General features: G+C 69.7%; 5 protein-coding genes. 1 reads left to right on the plus strand and 4 read right to left on the minus strand.

Going from position 1 to position 4528, the window contains the following annotated elements:
• A partial coding sequence (locus tag ON39_RS34640; protein WP_040740526.1) for a thiamine pyrophosphate-binding protein occupies nt 1–555 on the minus strand: 555 nt, incomplete at its 3' end.
• Nucleotides 556–687: 132 nt separating this feature from the next.
• Here ON39_RS34640 and ON39_RS34645 point away from each other — a divergent pair.
• Nucleotides 688–1569 carry a LysR family transcriptional regulator gene (locus tag ON39_RS34645; protein ID WP_051187480.1) on the plus strand — a complete coding sequence of 294 codons (882 nt, stop codon included), beginning with the start codon at nt 688–690 and terminating at the stop codon, nt 1567–1569.
• A gap of 3 nt (nt 1570–1572) precedes the next feature.
• On the opposite strand, the gene ON39_RS34650 is transcribed toward ON39_RS34645, so the two are convergent.
• The 3 genes from ON39_RS34650 to ON39_RS34660 are packed head-to-tail and all read right to left on the minus strand — an operon-like array spanning nt 1573 to nt 4447.
• On the minus strand, nt 1573–2541 hold the full coding sequence (locus tag ON39_RS34650; RefSeq protein ID WP_040740527.1) for a hypothetical protein: 969 nt from the start codon (nt 2539–2541) through the stop codon (nt 1573–1575).
• A 43-nt stretch (nt 2542–2584) separates the two neighbouring features.
• Complete coding sequence (locus tag ON39_RS34655) at nt 2585–3358, minus strand: bestrophin-like domain (RefSeq protein ID WP_040740528.1); 774 nt, start codon at nt 3356–3358, stop codon at nt 2585–2587.
• Between the two features lie 12 nt (nt 3359–3370).
• A complete protein-coding gene (locus ON39_RS34660) occupies nt 3371–4447 on the minus strand; it encodes a polyprenyl synthetase family protein (protein ID WP_040740529.1) in 1077 nt (358 codons plus the stop codon).
• Nucleotides 4448–4528: the final 81 nt, after the last annotated feature.

Consider the following 4528-nt stretch of genomic DNA (forward strand, 5'->3'; position numbering starts at 1 on the left):
GGGCGGCCGGACGCGATCGAGGGGAAACACAGCCGGCCCGAGATGCTCCGGCACGGCGGGCGCGGTCGAGTCCAGCACGTCCTTGGGCAGCATCAGCACCGCGGGGCCCGGCCGTCCGCTGGTCGCCGCCCGAAACGCGGCGTCGAGATAGTCGTGCACGCGGTCGGGATCGTCTAGGCGGTCGAACCATTTCGCGCACCCGGAGAACAGGCTTCGGTGATCGATCTCCTGAAAGGCGTTCTTATTGCGAATCGCGCGCGGTACGTCCTGAATGAGCGCGAGAACCGGAATCGAGACCTTCGCGGCCTCGGTGAGGGGCGGCACGAGCAGGGTCGCGGCGGGACCGTTCTGTGCGACGACCACCGAGCACCGCCCGGACACCCGGGCAAAGCCGTCGGCCATTGTGCCGCCCGCGTTCTCGGTGCGATAAACGATCTGGCGGAGGCCGAGATCCTCGGCGGCCAGCACCAGCAGCGACGGCAGGCTTTGACCGAAAAATTCGGTTACGCCTCTGGCGCGCAGATTCTCGGCAATGGCGGCGGCGACGGTCGGCATCGGAACACCTTTTCGCGGTAGCGGGCGGGGGACAGGGTCGGTGGCTACAGTCTCGGTCCCCGAAGAACGCGGGGTCCAATACGTATTTGCTTGGCGATTGATAAGGATCTCTTATCTGATTAGGCTGACGGCGTGGACGACCTGCGGCGCGTTCGTTACTTCCTGGCGGTGGCCGAGCACCGGCACTTCGGCCGCGCGGCGCAGGCCGTGCACATCACCCAGCCCGCACTATCTCAGCAGGTCAAGGCGCTGGAGAAGGAACTCGGCGTCGAACTGCTCACGCGTGTCGGCCGCGGCTTCGCCCTGACACAGGCCGGGCTCGCGCTCCAGGCAGGCGCCCAGCAACTGCTGACCGCCGCCGCGGACCTGGAACGCGCCGTGCGCGCGCGGGCCGCCGGCACAGCCGGTGAACTCAAGGTCGCCTTCACCCGGTCGGGCTCCGACACCGATATCTCCCAGCGAATAAGGTTGTTCCGCAAGGAATTCCCGGATATCGAGGTATCGACCATCACCGGCTGGACCGCGTGGAATCTGGACCTGCTCGAATCGGGCGAGGTGGACGTCGCGTTCGTGCGCGGCGATATCGCCCATCCGCGCGTGCGGACACACCTGATCGGACTGCAAGAGGCGGCGGTCGTGGTCTCGAAAGACCATGCCCTCGCCGGAAAAGCGACGGTCGAGATCGGCGATATCGTCGACGAGCCCATCGTGCTCTGGCCGCGCCACACCGGGCCGCAGTTCTACGACGAACTCCTCGGCCATATCTGGGGCGACGGCGCGCCGAATCTGGTCGCCGAGGAGGCCGACGCCGAACAGGTCCTCGACCTGGTGTCCAGCGGCACCGGCATCAGCGTGCTCGACCGCAAACGCGCGACCCGGATCGCGCACGAGAACATCGTCGTCATTCCCTTCGGCAGCAATCCACCGCGGATCGCCATTCAGCTCGCCTGGATGCGCGGCGCGGACGCCCCGGCGCTCACGCATTTCCTGGAGTGGTGGCGCCGCGGTGGTTAGCCGCTAGTCGGTGTGCCTCCTGCGCCGGATGACCGTCGCCGCGCGCACCGCGGTGAGCACCGTGACGACCATGATCGTCATCAGTTGCATCATGTTCCACGCGACGGGCTGGGCCACCGGTTCGGCGAGGACCGGCGGCGCGGGCCGGGGCGGTGTTCGGACCGGAGCCGGGCTCGGTGTCGCCGGTGCGGGCTCGGGTTCCGGGGGAGCCGCGGCCGGAACGAGGACGACCGGCAAGCTGGGAAACGGTGGGGGCGGGCTGAGTTGGAGCGGCGCACCCGGGTAGGGCGGGACGACGTCGCGCGGCCATAGCAGGCAGGCCAGCCCGCTGCCCGCCGCGGCGCTGCCGACGGCGGCGCTGCCGAGCGCCGATCCACTCGAGCCGCCCAGGGCGCTGCCGAGCGCTGAGCCGCTGGAACCGACGCCGCTGCCGAGCGCCGATCCGCTGGAACCGACGCCGCTGCCGAGAGCCGACCCGCTGGAGCCGAGCAGACCTTGCGAGCTGCCGGTGACGAGTCCGAGCAGAATCAGCGCGCTGCCCACGGCGACACTGCCCGCACATGCCGCTCGGACACCGTCGGAGTCGAGGTCGGGCACCCCGGCGGAGCCGTCGTCCACGGTCCGCGCCGCGGGCGTTTCCTCGGCGGGCGGATCGCTCGCGGGTTCGAGCCCGAGGTCCGTCCCCACAGCGGTCCCGAGCCCGCCGCCGAGTCCGACGCTCCCACTGCGCGGACGGTTGTTCGCCTGTGCCGGGCGCGGCGCGAGCCCTAATTCCCCTTCGGCAGAGGCGCTTCCGGTATCGGCACTGCCCGACGACGTGCTGCCCGAAGCCGCACTGCCGCTGGCGATCTCTCCGATCGACGGCCACTGCGGCGGCAGGGGTTCCGCGGCCGCGCCGATCGCCTGCCCGGCCAGCAACGCCGCGGCGATGGGCAGCGCCGTGGCGATGCCGAATCCTCTGGTGTGTGCCATGCGCACATCCCGTCCGTATTCCGTGTTGCGGCAACGAATTTCGCTAGGTGATGTGCTGGTAGCGCGACAGCGCGAGCTCGTAGGCGTCCTTGGAGACGATGCTCGCTCCGGAGAACGGCCGATCGAGGCCGTAGATCGCGACGATCGCCGCGCCCACCACGATGCCGAGCAGCGCGGCCATCGCGATGCTGCGCCTGGTGACCTCGATCCCGGACAGCACCGCGCTGAACAGCAGCAGGATGGCGGTGAACCACAAAGACACATAGAGGAATCCGGGCATGCTGAGGTCGGCGTCCATCGCGCGGTCGGCGCGCGCCTGCGCGACCTCGTCGAGTGAGCTCACCGCCTTGTCCCGCAGGTCGGTCACCGTCGAGTCCGGCGAATCGATCGCGAGCACGGTGTCGCGCAACGTATCCAAGGTGTCCTGGGTGGACTGGTTCAGTCGCCCTTTATCGTCCATCTCCCTCCACTCCACGGTGACGACCTGTTCGGTGTAGTCGTGCACCAGCTTCTGCACCTGCTCGTGCTGCGGCTCGGGCAGCGAGTGCGCCGTCCAGTAGACGTCGATGAGCGCCTTGGACTCGGCGATCGTGTGGTTGTGCGCGTTGTCGTACTGCTGCCAGGAGATCACCACGACGAACGCGGCGACGGCCAGGAAGAGCGTGTTGATCAGATCGATGACCAAGTGGCCTTGTGCCTCCTCACCGGTGTGATGCCACGACTTCGGGCGCAGCCGGTTCCCGACGACGAAGATGATGACGGCGACTACCCCGATGACGACGGGCACCACCACTGACTGGACGAGCTCTCTGTCCATGGCGCGGCCTTTCTAGGTGTTCCGCGAGACGACGACATCGGCGATGTGCCGCAGGGCCCGGCCGACCGCGGTGGGAAACGGCGCCTCCTCGAGGACGCGATCGGCCTGCGCCCAGCGCGCGCGGATCATCGCCTCGACGCGGGGTCGCGCTGTGGCGGCGAGGATTTCGCGGCAGGTGGCGGCCTGCCGCTCGTCCAGGTCCGGGTTCCCGAGCAGTTCGAGCAGCCGCGCCGACTGGTGCGGGTCCGCGTTCGCCAGGGCGAGCGCGACCAGCGCGGTGTGCTTGCCGTCGCGCAGATCCTCCAGAGCGGACTTGCCCGTGTGCGCCGGGTCGCCGAAAACACCGAGCAGATCGTCGCGCAGCTGGAACGCCTCGCCGATCGGCCGGGCGTAGGCGGCGAGCGCCTCGCGAACCCCCGGGTGCGCCCCGCCGAGCACCGCGCCGAGCAGCAGCGGGCGTTCGCAGGTGTAGGACACCGTCTTGTAGCGGATGATCTGCAACGCGCGACCGAGATCGGGGGACGGCCGTGCGGTGGTGAGCAGGTCGAGGTATTGGCCGTACATCACGTCGGCGCGCATGCCGTCGAGCACCTCGAGCGCCTCGCTCAGCTGCGCGTCGGTCAGCTGCGCGGTGTGCAGCAACTCGGCCGACCAGACCATGGCGAGGTCGCCGAGCACGATCGCGGCGTGGGCGCCGAACCGGTCGGGGTCCCGGCGATCGGCGTGCCGGTGGGCCAGCGCGCGGTGCACGGTGGGGTGGTCGCGGCGGGTGTCGCTGTTGTCGATGATGTCGTCGTGGATGAGCACGGCGGCGTGGAACAGCTCCAGCGCGGCCGCGGCGCGCAGGATCGGCCGCGGCACCGGCGGGCATCCGCTCGCGGCGTGCCAGCCGAGCACGCACAGCAGCGGGCGTATTCGCTTGCCGCCGGCGAAGAGGAAATCGCGCACGGTGTCGGTGAGCTCGCCGGGCAGCGCGGGCGCGGAGGCGGCGGCCTTGTCGCGCAGGAAGCGGTCGAGCTCGTCGTCCACCCGCGTCCGGATCGCGGCCAGATCCACCGGTGTCGCGGGCTGAGCCTGCGTGGTCGTCATGAGATCCCTTCCGCCGGTGTGTCTTCGGGCTCTGCCGTGAGCGCCATGGCCTCGGCCACCAGCGTCTCCACGATGAGGTGC

Source organism: Nocardia tenerifensis NBRC 101015, assembly GCF_000308715.1.
GTDB lineage: Bacteria > Actinomycetota > Actinomycetes > Mycobacteriales > Mycobacteriaceae > Nocardia > Nocardia tenerifensis.